The following is a 384-nucleotide window of genomic DNA, read 5'->3' as shown; positions in this document are numbered from 1 at the left end:
TCAGGCGATAAAGTCTGGAAGCATGGTCGTTGATATGAGTTCAATACCGCCGGAACAAGCGCGTGCACATGCTCAGCTACTTAAGAATTATGGTATTTCGTATTTAGATGCCCCAGTGTCTGGAGGTACCGTAGGTGCTGAACAAGCGACTCTGTCGATTATGGCCGGCGGAAATAAAAATGACTTCGATAAAGCTCTCCCTATTTTCAATGCAATGGGTTCCGCCACACACATCGGCCCGCATGGTACGGGACAAGTCGCTAAACTGGCTAATCAAGCTATTGTAGGTATTACGATTGGAGCAGTCTCAGAAGCTTTGTTGCTTGCTGCAGAGGGTGGAGCAGACCCTGTGGCAGTTCGTAAGGCTTTGGGTGGCGGTTTCGC

Annotated in this window: 1 protein-coding gene; it reads left to right on the top strand. The window is 49.5% G+C overall.

Annotated features, from left to right (window positions below):
• Positions 1–34: 34 nt before the first annotated feature.
• The coding region (locus A3762_RS06225) for an NAD(P)-dependent oxidoreductase (protein ID WP_369820669.1) at positions 35–384 on the top strand (350 nt) is incomplete at its 3' end.

The sequence above is a fragment of the Oleiphilus sp. HI0125 genome (assembly GCF_001635355.1).
Note: the sequence above shows the minus strand (reverse complement) of the source record. Positions and strands in the feature narration are given on the sequence as shown.